Source organism: Kitasatospora sp. NPDC054795 (assembly GCF_053611565.1).
Genome location: NZ_JBSHAP010000003.1, coordinates 75657 through 94622 on the forward strand (window position 1 = coordinate 75657; position 18966 = coordinate 94622).

The following is an 18966-nucleotide window of genomic DNA, read 5'->3' on the forward strand; positions in this document are numbered from 1 at the left end:
CCCGCGGCTCAGCCCGCGTCGACCTCGGTCGTCCCGAGCCGCGCGTACACCTCCGGCCGCCGGGCCCGCAGCCGCAGGGCGATCCCGACGCCGATCAGGAAGACCACCGGCACGATCGCGACCAGCGGCCAGTTGACCTCCGGGCCGGCGCCGGTGAAGAGGTCGAGCCGCCACACCACCAGCGCCGTGGCCCCGCACAGCAGCACGGTGGCGGCGAGCGGTGCCACGACCGTACGGAACACCCCGGCGCTCGCGGCGGCCGCCCGGTTGCGGCGGAAGAAGGCGAACACGGCGAGGCCGGCCAGCGCCTGGAGCACCAGGATGCCCACCACCCCGGGGGAGTTCACCCAGAGGAAGAACTGGTTGTACGGATCCGCCCCGATCAGCGCCGCCACCCCGACGGCCACCGCCGCCAGCACCGACTGCGCGATGCCGCCGATCCACGGCGAACCGTGGCGCGGGTGGACCCGGCCGAGGGCGGCCGGGGCGGCCTGCTCCTTGGCCAGCGCGTAGCCGTACCGGGTGATGGTGTTGTGGAAGGCGAGCAGCGCCGCGAGCAGGCTGGTGACGATCAGCACCCGCTGCGCCTCCGTCGCCCAGCCGCCGACGTAGTCGGTCATCGCGGTGAAGAACATCCCGGCCGGGTCGGCGGTAGCGACGGCGACGGCCTCGGTGTCGCCGAAGGCCTGCACGATCATCCAGGTGACGAACGTGTAGAAGAGGCCGAGGAAGGCGATCGCGGCATAGGTCGCGCGCGGCACGGTCCGGTGCGGCTGCCGGGCCTCCTCGCGGTAGATCGCGGTGGCCTCGAAGCCGATGAACGCGGCGAAGGAGAGTCCGAGGACGCCGCCCATCCCCCCGGAGAACACGTGGCCGGGGGCGAACGAGGACAGGCTCAGCCCGTGCGCCCCGCCCTTGACCAGCACCGCTACCGCGAGCACCAGCAGGATGCCGGTCTCGGCGATCAGCAGCGCCCCGAGCACCTTGGCCCCGAGGTCTATCGAGCGGAAGCCGAGGAACCAGACCACCGCGACCCCGAACAGCGCCCAGACCGGCCAGGGCAGGTCCAGCCCGAGCAGGTCGGCGGCGGTGGTGCGGGCGAAGAACCCGAAGGCGCCGAACATCCCGATCTGGATGGCGTTGTACGAGAGCACCGCGAGCAGCGCCGCACCCAGCCCGGCGGCCCGGCCGAGGCCGCGGGTGACGTAGGCGTAGAAGGCGCCGGCGTTGCGGATGTGCGCGGTCATGGCGGTGAACCCGACCGCGAAGAGCGCCAGCACCACGCCGGTGGCCAGGTAGGCGACCGGTGTGCCGATGCCGCCGAAGGAGATCGCGAACGGTGCCACGCCGGCCATCACGGTCAGCGGCGCGGCGGCGGCCACGACGAAGAAGACGATGTCGCCGGTACCGAGCACCCCGCGTCCCAGGCCGCCGGAGCCGCCGGAGCCACCGGGGGAGCCCGGGGTGCCCAGGGCGCCGGGGGAGACGGACGTGGAGGTGGCGGAGCCGGAAGCGGCGGCGGAGCCGGGGGGACGGAGCGCGGAGGAGGAGGCCGCGTCGGAGGGCGGGTTCATGGGGGAGCTCTCCTGAGGTCGTGCGGACGAGGAAGCGACGGTCGGCGGCCAACACGCGTCGGCCGTCGACCGGGGAACGAGGCACGGCCGCCGTGGGGGACGGCCGGAACCGGTCGGGAAGTCCGTCGGGGCGGCTGGGGTTTGCCGGGGTGGCCGGGGTGAGCGGAGCGCCTCAGCGAGTCGAGCGGTCGGCGCCACCGGGCGGGCCGCCGTGGGTGCGCCGCCCGCCGAGCCAGGTACCCGCCACCTCGATCGAGGCCAGCTCACCGGTCGGCACCGCGTAGGGATCGGTGGCCAGGTGCACCAGGTCGGCCCGCATGCCCGGCCGCAGCACGCCCCACTCGGCCTCCTCGAAGGCCTGGTGCGCCACGCCCGCCGAGTACGCCGCCAGCGCCTCGGTGAGTCCGATCCGCTCCTCGGGCAGCCAGCCGCCCTCCGGCAGGCCGTTCGGGGTCTGCCGGGTGACGGCGGTGGCCAGCCCGGCCAGCGGCTCGTAGCGGGTGACCGGCCAGTCGCTGCCGAAGGACACCCGGGCGCCGCCGCGCAACAGGGCGGCGATCCGGTACTGCCGGGAGCCGCGCTCCGGGCCGATCCGGGGCAGGGTGAGCTCGGTCATCAGCGGGTCGGTCTGGGCCCAGAGCGGCTCGAAGTTGGCGATCACGCCGAGCTCGGCGAAGCGCGGCAGGTCGTCGGGGTGGACCAGCTGCACGTGTGCGATCACCGGTCGGCGGGCGCGCGGTCCGTTGCGGCGGGCGGCGGCCTCGACGGCGTCCAGCGCGATCCGTACGCCGAGGTCGCCGATCGCGTGGATGTGCGGCTGGAAGCCCAGCGCGTCCACGGCGGTGACGGCCTCCGCCAGTTCGGCGCCGGTCCAGTTGGCGACGCCGTGGGAGTGCGGGCAGTCGCTGTACGGCTCCAGCAGCGCGGCCGTCCCGGACTCGATGACCCCGTCGGCGAAGAACTTGACCGCCCGCGCGGTGAGCCGCCCGTGCCCGGCGGCCTCGACCCGGTCGCGGTCGGCGGCCAGGCGGGGGAGCCGCTCGCGCCAGCCGTCCGGTTCGAGCAGCAGGGCGAGCCCGGCCCGGACCGGCAGGCCCTCCTCGGCGACGGCCGCCAGCCAGGTGTCCACCTGCGCGGGCTCGACCCAGGCGTCCTGGAGCCAGGTGATCCCGGCGGCCGCGAGCGCGGCGGTGCTCTCCCGCAGTGCGGCGACCTGCTCGGCCAACGGCGGCGGCGGGACGAGCGCGAGAACGGGGTTGAGCGCACCGAACTCGCGCAGGGTGCCCAGCGGGCTGCCGTCCGGCCGGCGGACGATCTCGCCGCCCACCGGCTCGGGGGTGTCCGGCCCGTACCCGGCCCGGCGCAGCGCCTCGCTGTTGGCCCAGCCGGTGTGGTGGTCCATGGTGCGCAGCAGCACCGGGCGGTCCGGGACGGCGGCGTCGAGCAGTCGGGCGTCGAACAGTCCGCCCTCGGCCAGCCACGGGTCGACGGCGTCGCCGGTGATCCATTCGGCCTCGGGGTGGCGCTGTGCCCAGTCGCGGACGGCCGCCACGACCTGCTCCAGGCTGGTGCAGTCGCGGACCGGCGCGCCGCGCAGGCCGATGCCGCCGAGCAGCGGGTGGACGTGTCCGTCGCCGAAGGAGGGCAGCAGGGCGCCGCCGTCGAGGTCGACGGTCTCGGTGCCTTCGTCGCGCAGGGCGAGGGCGGCGTCGCCGAGGGCGGCGATCCGCCCCGCGCCGACGGCGAGGGCGTGGGTGCGGGGGAGGGCGGGGTCTCCGGTGTGGATCCGGCCGCCGGTGAAGATCGTTTCGGCACGCATGCGGGGGCGCGTCCTCTCCGGGGCAGGGCGGGCCGACGGGTGCGCGGCCTGCCTGACCGAATGGGGTTCGGTTACCGTAGGCGCGGCACCGGCGGGTGCGGAAGAGTTTTACTGAAAGCCGTTCAGTAACGCTTGGATAACGACGATTCTGGTCTGCCGGTGCCGACGGGCCGCTCGGCGACCCCGAAGGTGAGGAACCGGGCATGCCCAGGCCGCGCACACCCCTGCTGGACCGGCAGCGCATCGTGGGCGCCGCGCTGCGGCTGGTCGACGAGGCGGGGGACCTCACCATCCCCGCGCTGGCCGGTGCGCTCAAGGTCAGCCCCTCCGCGCTCTACCACCACGTCGCCGGCCGGGCCGAGATCGTCGCCCTGATGCGCGCCGAGCTGGTGCGCACGATCGGCGAGCAGTCGATGTGGGACCAGCCCTGGGACGCCGCGCTGTGCACCTGGGCGCACGCCTACCGGGACGCCTTCGCCGAACATCCCGGCATCGTCCGGCTGCTCGCCACCGCGCCGCTGGCCGAATCGTTCATGCACGAGCTGTACGAGCGGGCCGTCGCCACCCTGGAGGACGCGGGCTTCGCCGCGCAGGACGTGATGGGCCTGATCACCGCCCTGGAGAGCTTCGTCCTGGGCTCGGCGCTGGACCTGGTCGCCCCGGACGTCATGGTCGACGCCGTCGACCGGGACGCCACCCCGCGGCTGGCCGACGCCCTGGACGCCGTCCCCGCCGGGCGCGAGCGCGCCGACCGGGCCTTCGGGCTCGGGCTCACCGCCCTGATCGAGGGCTACCGGGCGCTGCTGGGCTGACCCGGGCCCCGGTCCGGCCCCGGCGCAAGGCCCCGCTCCGGCCCCGGTTCGCCCCCGCGGCCTGGCCTCGCCCCGTTCGCCCGGGGGTCGCTGCCGTTCGCCCGGGGGTCGCTGCCGTTCGCCCGGCCACGATTTCTGACCAGGCGTGATGTCCTGCTAGTGTTCATCCCGTCGAGAGGAAGTGATCTTCCAGGAAACGGAATCTCGAACAGGCGTCAGCGGTGCTACCAGAGCACGCCCTACTTTCAGTAGGGAGAGTCCGTGCGATCCGGGCCTGGCGCTCCCATCGAAGGGGCTCGTTCCGTCCAGCGGAACGGGCCCCTTCGTCGTGTTCGCCTTTCGTACCCGCGCCCTCTTATCGTACTTTCGGGCTCGAAACCCTCCCTCGGGGTTTGATACCGGCCAAGGTGCCGTGCCAGGTGGCCGGTAAACGGCACTCCAACCCCCCTGGTCCACCCGTGGGGTCGAGGCTGCATCCGGTCTGATGTGTCGTCAGTTCTTGGCTGGAACTGGCTGTTGCTGATGTGAATATGCCATTGGAATGTTCGTCATATGGAATCCGGCAGTAGCCTTCCGTGTCGAACTAGCCACTGCTGGTGGTGAACCGGCCGGTGCCGCGCTGCGCCCGGCCGCCCAGACCCCGCGAAGGAGCCGGTGTGCCCGGTATCGACGAATGCCTCTCCGGAGCGATGGCGATCCACGGGGCCCGCGCCGCGAGCCTGGTCGACTGGAGCAGCGGGCTCGCCCTCGGCAGCCTCGGTGACAGCCCGACCGGAGAGCACGAGACCTCCGCCGCCGAGGCAACCGACCTGGTGCGGGCGGCCGTTGAGAGCCAGACCTTCACCGTGACGGAGGACCGGCGGGCCCCGTTGGAGGACATCATCGTCACCGCGGGCCGCAGTTACCACCTGATCCGCTTCATCGACACCGTCTTCGACAACAGGCTCGTCCTCCACCTCTGGCTGGACCGCGCGGAGGGCAACCTCGCCGCCGCCCGCTTCCGCCTCCAGGCACTCGCCGAGGAGCTGGTGCTGGGGTGAGCGCGTGACCGCCGCGACCGGCACCGCGCCGCCGCCCCCGGCGGAGGTCGCCACCCCGAGGTCCCCGGGCGAGGCGCTCGCCCTGCTCGCCGACCGCCGCGCCACCGGCGCCCTGCGCGGGCCGCTCGGCAGCCTCCACCTGGTCGACGGGCGGGTGGCCGCCGCCGAGTCCCTCCGGGCGCCCGGACTGGCTGACCTGCTCATCGGCTGCGGTCGGACCACCCCCGAGGACTGGGCGGAACTGCTCCGGGCTCACGGCCCGGGGTCGAGGGTCGGCGAGGCGCTGGTCGAACGGCGGCTGCTCACCCGGGGAGAGCTCGAACTCGGCCACCTGGGAACGCTGTTCGACGCCGCGTTCTTCGTGCTGGCCGACCCGGCCGGCGGCGTCTGGCGGTTCGAGGCCGACGCCCGGCACTGGCTCGGGCCGGTCGCGGAGGTCGACCCGGCCCGGATCGGCCGCGAGGTCGAACGCCGCCGGAAACTGCTCGACGGGATCTGGCCGTGGGCGCAGCTCGACACTGCGCCCGTCCGCCCGGCCGAGTGCGGCCGGCGGTCGTCCCACCGCTCGTGCGGCCGCCGGCGACGTGAGCTGTTGGACCACGCCGACGGTCGCAGGACCCCGGCGGACCTGGCCCGGCTGCTCGGCCGCTCCGGCTTCGGGGTGACGGCCGATGTCCGTCGACTGGCCGCCGCCGGACTGCTGGACTCCCCGCGCCCGTCCGCCGTGCCGCGCCCGTCCGCCGTGCCGCGCCCGCCCGCCGCGGCACCTGCGGCACCCGCGACACCCGCGGCGCCGGAGGCCCCGGCGGCAGCCCCGGTGCCCGAGGCGCGGCCGACGACCGCTCCCCGGCCGGAAGTCCCCCCGCCGGCCGTGAGCGGACCGGCCGGAGGGCTGCACCGCCGGGTCCCCGGCGCCAGCCTCCGGGGCGCCGACCTCCCCGGCACCCCGGTCACGGCCGTTCCCGCCCCCGCCGCCGCTTCCATTCCCGCCTCCGCCCCCGAGGCGGCCCGCAGCGGGACCGACGCCCCCACGTGCCCCGAACGCCCGCCCATCACGGCAGCGGCCCACCCGCTGGCCGTTCCCGATCCGGACGTCGCGCTGCTGACCCGGATCCGAGACCTTCTGGAGGCCCGACTTTGACCCATTCCCCGCCCGCGACCCCGTCGTTCCGGCCATGAGGCGGGCACTCAAGCAGCGTGTCGGAAGGAGACAACTGATCGCCTTGGAGACCGAGTTGCTCGCCGAACTGCGTGCCGTCAAGCACCGCGTACCGCACCTCGCGGGTGGTCTGGTGGCCAGCGTGGACGGCCTGTTGGTCGCGCACGACACCCACGGCACCGAACCCTCGGGACTGGCCGCGATGACGGCGGCCTCGCTCTCGCTGGCCCAGCGGCTCGCCGACACCACCGGTCAGGGCGAGTTCCGCGAGTCGCTGGTGCGCGGCGAGAACGGCTACGTCGCCACGTACGCGGCCGGCGGCAGCTGCGTGCTGACCCTGCTGGCGCACCCCGACGTCAACGTCGGCCGGCTGCACCTGGAGGCCCGCCGCAGCGCCCAGCGCATCGCGGGGCTGCTCAACGACGCCCTCGTGCCCAAGGATCCGCGCGACGCGGGCTGACCCGGGACGACCCGGGACGACCCGGGCCGACCACCGAACCATCGTCCCCATCCAACCCGAACAACCCATCACCGAACGGGAGTTACCCAGATGACCGACGCACCCGGCGCGCTCAAGCAGGCCATGACCAGCATCGAGGGCGCCATCGGCGCGGCCCTGGTGGACTACAACAGCGGCATGGCGCTGGCCACCCTCGACGGCCCCGGCGGCCTGGACCTCAACGTCGCCGCCGCCGGCAACACCGACGTGGTCCGCGCCAAGATGCGCACCATGGACATGCTCGGCCTCCAGGACGGGATCGAGGACATCCTGATCACCCTGAGCAGCCAGTACCACCTGATCCGCCCGCTCACCGGCCGTACCGGCAAGGGCCTGTTCCTCTACCTCGCGCTGGACAAGGCGCGCGCCAACCTCGCGATGGCCCGCCACCAGCTGGGCCGGATCGAGGCCGAGCTGGAGGTCTGACGCGCAGCCCCGGCGCGTCACCCGGGCGCGCGGGCCGCGGGCGCGCGGGTCGCGGGCGAGGCCCCGGCGGTGGTTCGGGCCACCGCCGGGCTCCGTCCGGCAGGGCTCACCCCCGGGGCAGGTCCGGCCCGGCGGCCTGCCCGCGCACCAGCTCGGCCGGCCCGCCCGACCGCTCCCGGGCGGTCAGCGCGGCGGCCGTCCGGTCCCAGGACGGGCCGGTCAGCAGCGTCCGTGCCTCGGCCGGATCGCAGAGCCGCCACTCCACCAGCTCCTCCTCCGGTAGCGCGATCGAGTCGAGCATCCGCTCCGTCACCGTGCCGCCGTCGAACACGTACACCAGGACGGCGGTGTCCCGGCCGGTCGCCGGGTCCGCCGCCGGGTCGGCCGCCGCACCCGGCTGCCAGTCCAGCGCCAGCAGCGGCCCCGGTTCGACCTCCCAGCCGAGCTCCTCGCGGATCTCCCGCCGGGCCGCCGCCCGGGGCATCTCCCGGTCCGCCTCGACCCCGCCGCCCGGCAGCGTCCAGTACGGGACCTGCCCGCGCGGCCCGTCCCACGGCCGCAGCCGCACCAGCAGCACCCGGCCGGCGGCATCGGTGAACAGCGCCCGCGCCTTCGCCCGGATGCGCGGCCGGGTGGCGTAGTAGGTCTCCCGGTCCATCGGCGGCTCCGGCCGCTCCTCGGTCGGCGGCGTCAGCCCCGGCGCCGCGGCCAGCCCGGCGTACGCGGGCACCGGCCCGTCGGCGGGCAGCCACCGGAGCGTGTGCCCGACCGGCCGACTGTCCTCCAGTTCCAGCGGCCCGTCGCCGCGCGGCGCCAGCAGACAGGCCGTCACCCGGCGCGACAGCCGGGGCGGCAGCGCGTGCCCGGCCTGCTCCGTCGTCAGCCAGGTCCAGCCGCCGACCTCCGCCGCGTCCGGCCGGAACGCCGCCGCCTGCGCCGCCGTCAGCGGCTCGGCCCAGTACAGGTACGCGACGATCGGCAGGTCGCCGTGGCGCAGCAGCGCCCAGTCCACGCAGGCCAGCGGTCCCAGCCGGGGCGTGAAGCCCAGTTCCTCCCGGATCTCCCGCAGGGCGGTCTCCCGGGGCGACCGGTCCGCCGGCTCCCACCCGCCGCCCGGGATCGCCACCGGATGCTTCCGGTCGTACGGCAGCCGCACCACCAGCACCCGCCCGGCCCCGTCCGGGAACAGCACCCCCGCCGCCGCCAGGACCTCCCGACCGGCCGTGCCCGCGCTCTCCACCCCGACTCCCTCCGTCATGTTCTCCCCGGACACGACAACCGGGCCCACCTCTACGGTTCCCACCGGACGGCGCCCCCGACCCTCCACGATCGGGGGATCGGGAGGCCCGGCGCCGCCCGGTCCGGTCGTTCGCGGCGTTCGGTCCGAGTCGGCCCACGGCGGTACTCCGGTGCCGTCCGGCGTGGTCACCGGCACTCGGGCCCCGTCGGCCTCGTGGAGCCCGGCTCCCGCCCGGACCCAGGTGGTGCGGCTCCTCCGGGTGTCCGCCGGATGCCCGGCAGGGGTTGCTCCCGACGATTCCGCGCAGTGTCGCGCGCTCCTCCTCGGACCACGCGCGGTTCCACCTTCCGGGGCCGGTGAACTCCTCCTCGACCAGCCGTCGTTCCGGGGCCGGCGCGGGCCCCTCACCCCAGGGAGGCCAGCGCCTGTGCCGCCGCGCGCGCCATCTGTTCGTCGTGCCGTCCGCTGCCGCCGCGCAGGCGGGAGACGCCCTCGGTGGCGGCCAGGGCGAGCAGTCCCGGCAGCAGGTCGGTGCTGCGGGCGGCGAGCCAGCGGGTGCCCCGGGTGGCCATCCACCAGAGGTCGGCGGCCAGGCCCGGCGGGGCCGCGGCGGGGGCGGCGGCCGGGGGTGGGCCGAGGGGGTGGCCGGCCTCGGCGAGCAGGTCGTGGAACCGCAGGGCGATCAGGTGGTGGCCCTCGGCGCTGGGGTGCAGGCGGTCCACGCTCAGCAGCCGGCGCTCGGCCGGCCACGGCAGTTCGGTGATGTGCAGGTGTATCGCCCGGTGGCGCTCGGTGAGGGCGTGCACCACGGTGTTGACCGCCCGCATCCGGCGCGCCAGCGGCCGGGCGAGCGGTGCCGGGAGCCGGAGCAGGCTGCCCGGGTCGGGCAGGCAGGCGGTCAACAGCCTGGCGCCGTGGCCGGACAGTTCCCCCATCGTGGCGTCGAGTTCCAGCGTGGCGCGCCGGATGTCGAAGCCGGTGCGCAGGGTGTCGTTGCCGCCGACCACCACGGCCGCCAGCTGCGGCCGCAGCGCCAGCGCCTGCGGAAGTTGACGGATCGTCAGGTCCGTGGTGAGCGCCCCGCTGTACGCCAGGTTGGTGAACTCCGCGGCCCGCCCCTCGGGTGCCAGCGCATCGGCCAGGACGGCGGCCCAGCCGCGCCAGCCCTCGCCGACCCGGTCCCCGACCCCTTCCGTCAGCGAGTCCCCGAGTGCGACGAAGCGCAGTGGTTCGCCCGCCGCGGGGCGCTCCCGCGCCGCCCGGTCACGCCCGGCTTCCAGCATGCTCGTCCCGACCCCCGTCCACCGCCTCGTCGTGGTGCGCGCCGTGCGCCGCCAGGAACGCCGCCACCGCCGCCGGCCAGCCGTACCGCTCGGCCTGCGCCCGGGCGGCGGCCCGCCGCAGGTCCTCCGGCCGCCCCAGCAACTGCCGTACCGCGGAGGCGAGTCCACTGCCCGTGTCGACGGCCGTCGCTCCGGCGAGCCCGATCAGGCCGGGCAGCGCGGAGGAGCGGCTGACCGCCACCGGGGTTCCGCAGGCCAGGGCCTCCATCGCGGCCAGGCCGAAGGTCTCCACCGGCCCGGGCGCGAGCACCACGTCCGCGCAGCCCAGCAGCCGGGCCAGCTCGGCACGCCCGCCCAGGTGCCCGAGGAAGCGTACGGGCAGTCGCAGCCGTGCGGCCCGGGCCGCCAGCCGTTCCCGCAGCGGGCCGGTCCCGGCGACCACCAGCACCGCGGGTCGCCGCCGTGCACGCAGGTCGGCCAGGGCCTCGATCGCCCGCTCGGGCCGCTTCTCCGCCGAGAGCCGCGAGCAGAGCACCAGCAGCGTCTCGTCCGGAGCGGCGTAGCGGGCCCGCTCGGCGGCGCGGGCGGCCGGCGGCAGCGGTCGCATCGTCTCCAGGTCCACCCCCAGCGGGGCCCGGACCAGGTTCGGGGTGCCGATCCGCCGGAACTCCGCGGCAGCCCAGTCGGTGGTGCAGAGCACCGCGTCGTAGGCGCGGGCGGTGGCCGCGTTGAGCCGGTCGGCCGCCGCGCCCGACAGCGGGCCGGGCAGGCCCCAGGTGCGCAGCACCCCGGCCGCGCTCTCGTGCGAGACCATCACCGACCGGACCCCGTGCCGCCGTGCCCAGGCGCCGGTCCAGCGCAGCGTGGTGCGGTCGGACACCTCCAGCCGGTCGGGGGAGAACCTGGTCAGTTCGGCGGCCACCGCCCGCCGGTCGGTGAGCAGCCGGTAGCCGCCGGCGGCCGGCAGCACCGTCCCGGGCAGGGTGACGATCACCCCCTGCTCGGTCTCCTCCTCGGAGCGCCGCTCCCCGGGGACGATCAGCACCGGACGGTGCCCGGCCGCCCGGTACCCGGCGCCGAGGTGGCGCAGCGCGGTGCGCAGGCCGCCGGAGACCGGGGTGACGAAGTTGGCCAGCCGGACGATCGTCAGCGCCTCGCCGGCCCTGGGCGCGTGGTCGGCCCTCGGCGCCTCACTCGGCCGCGGCGGGTCGTCGGCCCTCGGCGCCCCTGCGGTAGGCCGAGGAGCCCCGCCGGCCGGCCGAGAAGCCCCGCCGGCCGGCCGATCCCCGCCGGTCGTCCGTGCGCTGTCGTCGGGAACGGGGGTCATGCCGGCAGTTCCTCCGGCAGGACGGGCGCCACCGGTTCGACCGGCGCGGGGGCGGCGGCCGGCAGCGGCAGCCCGCGGTGTTCCGCCAGCACCTCGGCGTAGTGCCGCAGCAGCAGGTCCCCGACCGCTTCCCAGGTGCGTGCGGTCACCTCGGCCCGGCCGGCCTGCCCGTACCCGGCCCGCCGCGCCGGGTCGGCGGCGAGCTCGGCCACCGCGCGGGCCACCGCCGTGCCGTCCCGGGGCGGCACCAGCAGGCCGGTGCGGTGGTGGGCGACGAGGTCCAGCGGTCCGCCCGCCGCCGGGCCGATCACCGGTACGCCGCTGGCCATCGCCTCCTGGATGGTCTGGCAGAAGGTCTCCAGCGGGCCGGTGTGCACGAAGACGTCCAGGGTCGCGAAGCAGCGGGCCAGTTCGTCACCGGTGCGCCGGCCGAGGAACACCGCGCCCGGCATGGAGGCCTTCAGTCCGGGCGCCGAGGGGCCGTCCCCGACGACCACCACCCGTACGCCGGGCAGCGCCGAGGCCGCGGCCAGCAGGTCGACCCGCTTCTCCGGGGCCAGCCGTCCGACGTACCCGACCAGCACCTCCCCGCCGGGGGCGAGCGCCCGGTGCAGCGCCTCGTCCCGGTGCCGGGGGTGGAACCGCACCGGGTCCACCCCGCGCGGCCACAGCTGCACCCGCGGCACCCCGTGCGCGGTCAGGTCCTGGGCGGCGGGGGTGGAGGGCGCCAGGGTGCGGGCGGCCGCCCGGTGCACGGCCCGGATCCGCCGCCAGGCGGCGGCCTCCCCGAGCCCCCGCCCGGCCCGGTAGGCGTGGGCGTAGCCGGCCAGGTCGGTCTGGTAGACGGCCACGGCGGGCACCCCGAGCCGCGCCGCGACCTGCATCCCGCGCGCGCCGAGCACGAAGGGGCTGGCCAGGTGGACGATGTCCGGCCGGTGCCCGGCGATCGCGGCCGACAGCTGCCGGCTGGGCAGGGCGATCCGCACCTGCGGGTATCCCGGCAGCGGGACGGACGGGATGCACACCACGGGAATCTCGCCCGCCGCGGTGCTGCCGAAGGTCTCCGGCGGGCAATCGGCGCCCCGCGCCGGTGCGGGGGTGACGACGAGGGGCCGGTGGCCCCGGCGGACCAGGTGCTCGGCCGTCCGCAGCACGCTGTGGGCGACTCCGTTGACCTCGGGCGGGAAGGATTCGGTGACGATGGCGACGCGCATGCCAGTGTTCTGTCCGCGTCCGGCGTGCACCCGGCCAAAGGGATCTGTCGTAGAGGAGAACGCGGGTCGGCGATTTGCACCGCCGACCCGCGGCGCGGTTCGCGTCCGGTCACACGGACCCGGCGGTCTCCTTGAGCTCCGCGTACGGCGCGAGCTTGCGGATCGACTCGATGCTCCTCAGGCAGTCGTCCTTGCTCTCCTGCGGGTCGCCGGTCACCACGATCGTCCCGTTGCTCGCCTTGAGCCGGAACCGGTGCATGCCGCCCTCGTCCACGTACAGCTCGAATTTGCCAGCCATGCCAGAAACAGCCTTCCGCTCGGTTGACCCCCTGGCACCGGAACCTAGGGTCAAATCCCTTGTGCGGCACGTCAGATGATCCATCCGAGTGCACTGGAAGGGGAGTTGGCGCGGGCCGGACGGGCCGGGCGGGCGGCTCAGCCGCGCGGTTCGGCCCGGCCGGCGGCCAGCCCGGCGACGGTGGCGGTCAGGATGCGGGCGAGCCGGGGTTCGACCTCGATGACGGCGTGCGCCAGCCGGGGGTCGGTGCGGTAGAGGGCGGCGATCTCGGTGCCCGGGTTCGCGATCTGCCACAAGGCCCCGGCGAGGGAGACGGCGGTGGCGATCAGGTCGGTGACGTCCTGGTCGTCCAGTGCGGGCAGTTGTTCGCGGACAGCCGCGCCGATCGGTTCGCGGGCGGCGAGCGTGGCGAGCTTGAAGTCGCGCACCGCGTCGAGCGAGACGTTGCGTTCGAGGTTGAGCGGGGCGTGGGCGAGCAGGTCGCAGAACATCCCGCGGGCGGCGAGCGTGGTGGCGAAGGCCCGCGCCACGGCGGCCGGGCCCGGCTCCGCGCGCCCGGCGCCATCGCCGCGCCCGTGCGCGGCACTGCGGCCCGGCGCGGGGTGAGCGCCGGGCCGCAGGGGTTTCGGGTCAGCAGTTGTCGAGGATGCCGGTGAGCGCGGTCTTCTCGGCGCTGTCCACGCCCAGGCCGTAGTACTGCTTCACCTGCACCCAGGCGCGGGCGTAGGTGCAGCGGTAGGAGGCCTGGGGGAGCCACTCGGCCGGGTCGCGGTCGCCCTTGGAGCGGTTGCTGCTGGCGGAGACCAGCAGCAGCTGGGGGCGGGTGACGTCGTTGGCGAAGGCCTGGCGCTGCGCGGTGGTCCAGGCCCAGGCGCCGGAGGCCCAGGCCTCGGAGAGCGGCACCAGGTGGTCGACGTCGAAGGAGGAGGCGTTGGTGGTGGTCGCGCCGTCGTACGGCGAGGACCAGTTGCCGTTGGTCGCCTTGCAGGAGGTGTCGGTGGCGACGTTGCTGCCGTCCCGCTTGACGACCCACTCGCGGGTGTCGCAGGTGCCGCTGATGGTGATCCAGGTCGGGAACAGCGTGCGGTCGTAGGTGTCCCCGTGGGTCTCCGCGGTGGCGGGCATCGCGGCGAGGTAGCTGCGGGCGGTGGCCGCGGAGATCGGGGTCGGCAGGGCGGCCTGGGCGGGGGTGCCGGCCGTGAGCACGGTCGCGGCGGCGAGGGCGGCGGCAGCCGGTATGCAGGACAGGAACCGGCGCACGGGTGCGGTGGGGGCCATGGCGGACGCTCCATCATCAGATCGGAAGAACTGCTGAATTGCGTGCGCCAGTGTGGCGATCCGGTCACCTACGCGGGTAGACCCGGGAAGTGAAATCCTCGTGCACATCGGACGTGCACCGGACAAGTCCGGCGTACGTCACGGGGGTTCGGGGTGGTGTGTCCGGTTTTCCGGCTGCCGCCGGGGGATTCAGTCGCGGCGGCGGCCCGCCATCCAGACGTAGACCAGGATGCCCGCGAACAGGAACAGCACGCCCTGGTAGACGGCGGCGTAGCCGGCCCCGGCGAGCAGCCAGAGCGAGAAGGCGAAGGCGCCGAGACCGAGGACGGCGTCGCGCACCAGTCGCCCGCGGTCGACCTTCTCGCCCGCCCCGCGCACCAGCCAGTACAGCTGGGCGGCGGTGGAGAGCAGGTACGGCACGGTGGCGGTGAAGGTGGTGACCAGCACCAGCATGTCGAAGGCGCCCTTCGCGCCGCTGGCGAAGTTGACCACGGTCAGCGCCGAGGCCAGTGCCACGCTGACCAGCACGCCGAAGGTCGGCACCCCGCGCCGCTCCTTGCCGAAGGCGGCCGGGAACAGGCCGTCCTTGGCGGCCGCGTACGGGGCCTGGGCGGAGAGCAGGGTCCAGCCGTTGAGGGCGCCGGTCATCGAGACCAGCGCGGCGACGGCGATCGCCGTGCCGCCCCAGCCGCCGCCGAACATGGCGTCCACGGCGTCCGAGAACGGCGCGGCGGAGTGGACGAGTTGCTGGTGCGCCACGGTGCCGAACACCGCGATGGTGCCGAGCAGGTAGACCACCGCCGCACCGGCGGTGCCGAGCACGCTGGCCCGGCCGACGTTGCGCTCCGGGTCGCGGACCTTGCCGGCGCTCATCGCGGCCGACTCCACGCCCAGGTAGCTGAACAGCAGGATCGCCGCGGCGGCGGTCATGCCGCCCGCCCAGCCGTGGCCGGTGGCGTCGAAGGGCCCGAGGTTCTTCGGGTCGAAGAAGAACAGGCCGCCCACCGAGACCAGCAGCAGCGGAATGAACTTCAGCACGGTGGAGACGAGTTGGACGGCCCCGACGTAGCGGGTGCCGGCCAGGTTGGCCAGGGCCGGCAGCCACTGGAAGGCCAGCGCGGCGGTGATCTCCAGCGGGATGGAGTGGTGGAGCGGCAGCAGCACGTCCAGGTACCCGACGGCGGCCACGGCGAGCGCGGCGTTGCTGACCCAGGTGGTGATCCAGTACGACCACGCGGACAGGAAGCCGGCGAAGTCCCCGAAGGCTTCGCGGGCGTAGACGTACGGCCCGCCGGTGCGCGGGTTGCGGCGGGCGAGCTGCCCGAAGACCAGCGCCAGCGCGATCGCGCCCACGGTGAGCACTCCGAAGGCGGCCAGGCTGACCGTCCCGAACGGGGCCACGGCGGCGGGGATCATGAAGATGCCGCCGCCGATGATGTTGCCCATCACCAGGGCGGTGGCGGTCAGCAGCCCGAAGCGGCGGCCGGTGGTCCGGGGCGCGGGGCCGTCCGGCGGGGAGCCGACCGGTCCCAGGGTCTCCGGGCCGCTCGGTCGGGGCGCCTGCCGGGGTGCGGCGGGACTGGTCTGCATGAGGGTGGTGCGCCTTTCGTGGTGCTGCTCCTGCTGGCGCTCGCGCTCGGTGGAGCGTCATGGAGCGACCGTTCATGCTCGGACCGGGCGGCACCTTGCACCAAATCGCCGGGATTTGTTCAGTTCGCCCGGTCCATCGCCGCAAGACTTGCGGCCGCGGGACGGCCGGACGGGTACTCGTCCGGCCCCCTCCGTCCGGCCGTTCGACCGGATTCACACGGGTACGCCCGTATTCCTCGACGTACGCCCGGATTCGCCCGGCCGGGGGAGTTGCCTCACCCAAACGCCTCAGCCCGGTTGCGGCGCGCGCCCGAAGCCGCGCGTTCGTGTGCCAACGTTGGCGCGGCGCCCCCGGTGGGGCGCCGCCCGGCCCGTCGGGCGGCCGAACAGGCCGGTCGGGGGCGCGGGTTGAGGACCAGAGACGAACCAAAGGACATCAGATGTCGCTTCGTGGGAAGATCCGCAAGCTCGCCGTGATCGTCGCCGTGGCCGGTGCCGTGGTGGCGGTCCCGACCTCGGCCATGGCGGGGGGCTTCGCTCCGACGCAGTCGGAGGGACAGCACCTGGAGTCCGGCTCCGCGGGCGTCGGCCTGGTCGGCCCGCACGCCACCTGGTTCAACTACTCCGAGCACAGCGAGAGCGACTGCGGCTGCTGATCCCCGCCCCCGAGCCCGGAGGCCGCCCGTCGGCCTCCGGGCTCACGGCCGTCCCGCGGCGGCCGGCTCCCGCAGGTCCGTCGGACGGGTTCCGGGGCCGCGGACCGCCGCCCGCGCCCGGTCCCGCAGTTCCTTCAGCACCGCGATGTCCATCGCGTGCCCGGTGCCGTCCCCGCCGTGCTTGCGGTCCGGGGTCTCCACCACCAGGGGCACCCCGGCCGTCTCCGGGTGCTCGAACAGCTCGCGGAACGGCTCGGCGCCGATCATCCCGGCGCCGATGTTGGCGTGCCGGTCCTTGCGGGCGCCGACCACGTCCTCGGAGTCGTTGGCGTGGATCAGCCGCAGCCGGCCCGGACCGGCCGCGGCGGCCAGGGCGTCCAGCGCGGCCGTCACCCCGCCGGGCTCCGCCAGGTCGTGCCCGGCGGCGAAGGCGTGGCAGGTGTCCAGGCAGACCCCCACCTTCGGGTGATGGTCCAGCGCCGCCATGTACGCGGCCAGCTCCTCCAGCCGCGAGCAGAGCGAGCTGCCCTGGCCCGCCGTCGGCTCCAGCAGCAGCCAGGGCGCGTCGTCGCCCAGCGCGTCCAGCTCCTCCAGCAGCGGCCGGACGTCCGTCCGGACCTGTGCCATCGCCTCGGCCCGGCGCGATCCGCCGCCGGGCGCGGTACCGACCGCCGAGCCGGTGTGCAGGACGACGCCGAGCGCGCCGATGGCGTGGCCGCGGCGCAGCGAGTGCCGCAGCGACTCGGCGGAGCGTTCGCGGGTGGCCGGGTTGTCCGAGCCGAAGTTGATCAGGTACGGCGCGTGCACCCAGGCCGGGACGCCCTGTTCGGCGCAGGCGGTGCGGAACTCCTCGTCCTGGGCCGGGTTGCCCGGGGGAGTGGCCCAGCCGCGCGGGTTGGCCACGAACACCTGCACCGTCTCCGCGCCGACCCGGGCCGCGTACGCCAGGCCGGTGCCGGCGAGTCCGCGCGCGGCCACCGGGACGTGGGCACCGATCGGGTTGCGGAGAGCGGCGACGGGCGGTACGTGCACGGTGGTCATGGTCCCGAGCATGCCACGCGCCCGGACCGGGGTGTCGGGCGGGCCGGGCCGGGCGGAGCGGGGTGACCGGGTCGGGGTGGCCCGGGAGGGTCGGCCGGGGTCCGGAGAAACGATTCGCTGTGCTCGATCGAGTGAATCCGGGCCGGAACCCGGGGACCACCCCACCCCACCTCCGTCACGATCCGTGACCAGATGGACTTCGCGACTCCTGAGGAGGCAGCCGTGAGCACCGCCGAACCGGTCGAGACCGTCGACCTGCGCGCCGACCACCTGATCCGCGACCCCTTCACGGCCTTCGCCGACCTGCGCGAGCGCGCCCCGCTCGCCCGCGCCACCATCCCCGGCGTGGAGCCCTTCTGGATCGCCGTCCGCTACCAGGACGTCCGCACCGTGCTGTCCGACCCGCGCTTCGTCAACGACGTGAACGCCGTCGACGGCCCCGTCGCCGACGAGCCCGCCGACGAGCTCGCCACCGCCGCCGTCACCACGGACGCCACCACGGACGTCATCGCCGCGGAAGCCGTCGGCGCCGTCGGCACCGTGGGCACCGCCACCGACCCGTCCGGCCCGGCGGACGAGCCCGCCGCCCCCGCACCCGCCCCCGCGCACCGCACCGAGCAGGTCTGGTGCGCCCGCGGCATGCCGCCGGAGTGCGCGAAGTACCTGCGCGCCGGGGTCTTCGGCGCGGACGGCGCCCGGCACCGCCGGATGCGCGGGCTGGTGCACCCCGCCTTCACGGCCGGTGCGGTGGAGCGCCTGCGGCCCCGGATCGAGCGGCTCGCCGAGGAGTACGCCCGGGCGCTGCCCCGGCACGCCGGCCCGGACGGCGTGGTCGACCTGGTGGCGCACTTCGCCTACCCGCTGCCCGTCACGGTGATCTGCGAGCTGCTCGGGATCCCCGAGGCCGACCGCCCGCAGTGGCGCCGCTGGAGCTCCTACCTCGGCCGGGGCGCCGGGCCCGGTTTGGACGAGGCGCTGCGCGCCATGGTGACCGCCGCCCGCGACCTGGTCGGGCGCCGCCGGGCCGAACCGGCCGAGGACCTGCTCTCCCGGCTGGCCGCCGCGGAGGGCGACACCCTCGCCCCGGTGGAGACCGTCTCGCTGATCCTCAACCTGATCGTGGCCGGGCACGAGACCACCGCCACCCTGATCGGCAACGGCACGGCCGCGCTGCTCGCCCACCCCGAACAGCTGGCACTGGTCCGGTCCGACCCGGGCCTGCTGCCCGCCGCCGTCGACGAGCTGATGCGCTGGTGCGGCCCGACCATCGGCGGGGTGCCGCGCTACGCGACGGAGGACCTCACGCTGGCCGGCACCCCGATCCGCAAGGGCGAGGCGGTGATGCCGATCCTCGCCGGGGCCAACCACGACCCGCGGGCCTACGCCGAGCCGGAGCGTCTGGACGTCCGCCGGGCGAGCGCGCCGGACCGCGCGGGGCACCACGAGGCGCACCTGGGCTTCGGCCACGGCACCCACCGGTGCCTGGGCTCGGTGCTGGCGCACCAGGAGGCCGTCGTCGCCTTCGACACGCTGCTGCGGACGTACCCGCAGCTGGCTCTCGCGGTCGGCCCGGAGGCCGTCGAGCGCGGACCGAACCCGGCCGCCTGGCATCTCGCCGCGCTGCCCGTCCGCCTCGGGCCGCAGGCCCCGGCCGCGGGCTGACCCGGGCCGCCGAGCCCGCTGCCGAAGCGCCACTGCCGAAGCGCCGCT

18 protein-coding genes are annotated in these 18966 nt (G+C 75.5%); 7 read left to right on the forward strand and 11 right to left on the reverse strand.

Annotated features, from left to right (window positions below):
- Positions 1-8 precede the first annotated feature (8 nt).
- Positions 9-1574, reverse strand: coding sequence for an APC family permease (locus ACWGJO_RS01910; protein ID WP_452181690.1), 1566 nt, complete (start codon positions 1572-1574; stop codon positions 9-11).
- 172 nt (positions 1575-1746) lie between these two features.
- Positions 1747-3393: an amidohydrolase gene (locus ACWGJO_RS01915; RefSeq protein ID WP_452181691.1), complete on the reverse strand. Its 1647-nt coding sequence runs from the start codon at positions 3391-3393 to the stop codon at positions 1747-1749.
- Positions 3394-3596: 203 nt separating this feature from the next.
- On the opposite strand from ACWGJO_RS01915, the gene ACWGJO_RS01920 reads away from it, so the two are divergent.
- The 5 genes from ACWGJO_RS01920 to ACWGJO_RS01940 all read left to right on the forward strand — a co-directional run bounded on the left by ACWGJO_RS01920 (position 3597) and on the right by ACWGJO_RS01940 (position 7329).
- Positions 3597-4205 carry a TetR/AcrR family transcriptional regulator C-terminal domain-containing protein gene (locus ACWGJO_RS01920; protein ID WP_452181692.1) on the forward strand — a complete coding sequence of 203 codons (609 nt, stop codon included), beginning with the start codon at positions 3597-3599 and terminating at the stop codon, positions 4203-4205.
- A gap of 656 nt (positions 4206-4861) precedes the next feature.
- Positions 4862-5245 (forward strand): hypothetical protein, encoded by a 384-nt coding sequence (locus ACWGJO_RS01925; protein WP_359898247.1) that lies wholly within the window; start codon positions 4862-4864, stop codon positions 5243-5245.
- A 4-nt stretch (positions 5246-5249) separates the two neighbouring features.
- Positions 5250-6386: a hypothetical protein gene (locus ACWGJO_RS01930; protein WP_452181693.1), complete on the forward strand. Its 1137-nt coding sequence runs from the start codon at positions 5250-5252 to the stop codon at positions 6384-6386.
- Between the two features lie 82 nt (positions 6387-6468).
- Positions 6469-6864, forward strand: a complete 396-nt coding sequence (locus ACWGJO_RS01935) for a roadblock/LC7 domain-containing protein (RefSeq protein WP_387688112.1) — start codon at positions 6469-6471, stop codon at positions 6862-6864.
- A 90-nt stretch (positions 6865-6954) separates the two neighbouring features.
- Entirely contained in the window at positions 6955-7329 is a 375-nt protein-coding gene (locus ACWGJO_RS01940) for a hypothetical protein (RefSeq protein ID WP_359898244.1), read from the forward strand.
- A 106-nt stretch (positions 7330-7435) separates the two neighbouring features.
- Here ACWGJO_RS01940 and ACWGJO_RS01945 read toward each other — a convergent pair whose 3' ends face one another.
- The 8 genes from ACWGJO_RS01945 to ACWGJO_RS01980 all read right to left on the reverse strand — a co-directional run bounded on the left by ACWGJO_RS01945 (position 7436) and on the right by ACWGJO_RS01980 (position 15559).
- Entirely contained in the window at positions 7436-8587 is a 1152-nt protein-coding gene (locus ACWGJO_RS01945) for an NUDIX hydrolase (protein WP_452181694.1), read from the reverse strand.
- A gap of 386 nt (positions 8588-8973) precedes the next feature.
- Entirely contained in the window at positions 8974-9852 is an 879-nt protein-coding gene (locus ACWGJO_RS01950; RefSeq protein WP_452181695.1) for an SGNH/GDSL hydrolase family protein, read from the reverse strand.
- Positions 9833-11179 (reverse strand): glycosyltransferase, encoded by a 1347-nt coding sequence (locus ACWGJO_RS01955; protein WP_452181696.1) that lies wholly within the window; start codon positions 11177-11179, stop codon positions 9833-9835. Before ACWGJO_RS01955 ends, ACWGJO_RS01950 begins: the two co-directional genes overlap by 20 nt.
- Entirely contained in the window at positions 11176-12393 is a 1218-nt protein-coding gene (locus tag ACWGJO_RS01960) for a glycosyltransferase family 4 protein (RefSeq protein ID WP_452181697.1), read from the reverse strand. Before ACWGJO_RS01960 ends, ACWGJO_RS01955 begins: the two co-directional genes overlap by 4 nt.
- A gap of 109 nt (positions 12394-12502) precedes the next feature.
- Positions 12503-12691, reverse strand: coding sequence for a YegP family protein (locus ACWGJO_RS01965; RefSeq protein WP_387688102.1), 189 nt, complete (start codon positions 12689-12691; stop codon positions 12503-12505).
- Positions 12692-12828: 137 nt separating this feature from the next.
- On the reverse strand, positions 12829-13221 hold the full coding sequence (locus tag ACWGJO_RS01970) for a hypothetical protein (RefSeq protein WP_452181698.1): 393 nt from the start codon (positions 13219-13221) through the stop codon (positions 12829-12831).
- 100 nt (positions 13222-13321) lie between these two features.
- Entirely contained in the window at positions 13322-13969 is a 648-nt protein-coding gene (locus tag ACWGJO_RS01975; protein WP_452181699.1) for an HNH endonuclease family protein, read from the reverse strand.
- Between the two features lie 189 nt (positions 13970-14158).
- A complete protein-coding gene (locus ACWGJO_RS01980; protein ID WP_452181700.1) occupies positions 14159-15559 on the reverse strand; it encodes an amino acid permease in 1401 nt (466 codons plus the stop codon).
- A gap of 440 nt (positions 15560-15999) precedes the next feature.
- Between ACWGJO_RS01980 and ACWGJO_RS01985 the strand changes: the two genes are divergently transcribed.
- Complete coding sequence (locus ACWGJO_RS01985) at positions 16000-16215, forward strand: hypothetical protein (protein ID WP_359912359.1); 216 nt, start codon at positions 16000-16002, stop codon at positions 16213-16215.
- Positions 16216-16257: 42 nt separating this feature from the next.
- Here the strand turns inward: ACWGJO_RS01985 and ACWGJO_RS01990 are convergent, their stop codons facing one another.
- Positions 16258-17256, reverse strand: a complete 999-nt coding sequence (locus ACWGJO_RS01990; RefSeq protein ID WP_452181701.1) for a deoxyribonuclease IV — start codon at positions 17254-17256, stop codon at positions 16258-16260.
- Positions 17257-17478: 222 nt separating this feature from the next.
- On the opposite strand from ACWGJO_RS01990, the gene ACWGJO_RS01995 reads away from it, so the two are divergent.
- Entirely contained in the window at positions 17479-18918 is a 1440-nt protein-coding gene (locus tag ACWGJO_RS01995; protein WP_452181702.1) for a cytochrome P450 family protein, read from the forward strand.
- The last annotated feature ends 48 nt before the right edge of the window (positions 18919-18966 follow it).